1 pseudogene is annotated in these 1091 nt (G+C 67.6%); it reads right to left on the bottom strand.

The window, feature by feature from the left end:
* Positions 1-200: 200 nt before the first annotated feature.
* Positions 201-1091: pseudogene (locus G6021_RS17515) on the bottom strand (transposase); the annotation flags it as partial.

Genomic DNA, 1091 nt, shown 5'->3' on the forward strand with positions numbered 1-1091 from the left:
ACGCCCTAGGAGACTGCTGAACAAGGCGCTATTGGGGTTGGCGGTCGTGTGAGCGGCGGTCCCGGGCGTCACCGGTGGGATGGCGAGCGGCGTTTTAGGTCAGCACTCTGGGTGCGACGACCGAGGGCCTTCGGTCCACTTGATGTGATCCTGCGCGGTCTCACCGGCCATCGGCGAGAGGCGGCTCCCCTAACTGCTGGTCAGGCCAGTGCCCAAGCTCCGTTCTGGTGGGTCAGGCCCATGGCTAGCAGTCGACGCAGGTTGAGGGCGGCGGCGCGGTGGTGGAGCCAGCTGTTGTTCTTATCCACCCCGCGATAGGGCACGCGGCGGGCGCCTCGGGTGAGCCAGGCGATGGAGCGTTCGACCATCGGTCGATGCTGCCGGTAGGTGGTCTGGAATTCTTCGTCGCTGGCCCGTTGGCGGTGCTGGCGTTGCAGGAGGTGATGCTCGCCGAGTACTACCTTGCGGCCAGCTGCCGAGGTCGTGCACCGATGGCGTAGTGGGCAGCCGCGGCAGGCAACGCTGAACGTGACGGTCCCCTTCGTCGAGGGGGTTCGTGTGACACCTGCAGGGCAGGTCAGCGTGCCGGTAGTGGTGTCGAAGATGAAGTCGTCAATCGTGAACCCACGGTCCACAGCGGGCCTGGTAGGCCAGGGTTTGACCAGGGGCAGCCACTGCTTTTGGTCCAGGGTGCGCAGCATGTCGCCGGTGGCATACGCCGAGTCCCCGAGCACTTCAATGTGCTCGACGTCTGTAGTGGTGGGATCTGTGGTCACCAGGTCCGCACCGACGGCGGCGTCGGAATTGTCCGGACCGCTGGCCCGAGTCAGCCGGGCCGCAGTGGTCAGCCCGGTATCGGGTTCGACCACGATGTGCGCTTTGAACCCGTCCTGGCGGCGCTCGCGGGTCTTGTGTGCGTGCCGGGCATCGGGGTCCACGGTAGAGATCACCCGGTCCGGGACGGTGCGGCGGGCGATGCGCCACCGGCCGTCGGTGCCATCGGAATCCTCGGCGGGCTCGACGTCCTGGCCGGCGACCAATGCCAGCAGCGCCACCGCCTCGGCTGGTCTGCCGCCGGCGGCGGTGATCGC

Origin of the sequence: Dietzia sp. CW19 (assembly GCF_014145265.1) — a bacterium.
Lineage (GTDB): Bacteria > Actinomycetota > Actinomycetes > Mycobacteriales > Mycobacteriaceae > Dietzia > Dietzia natronolimnaea.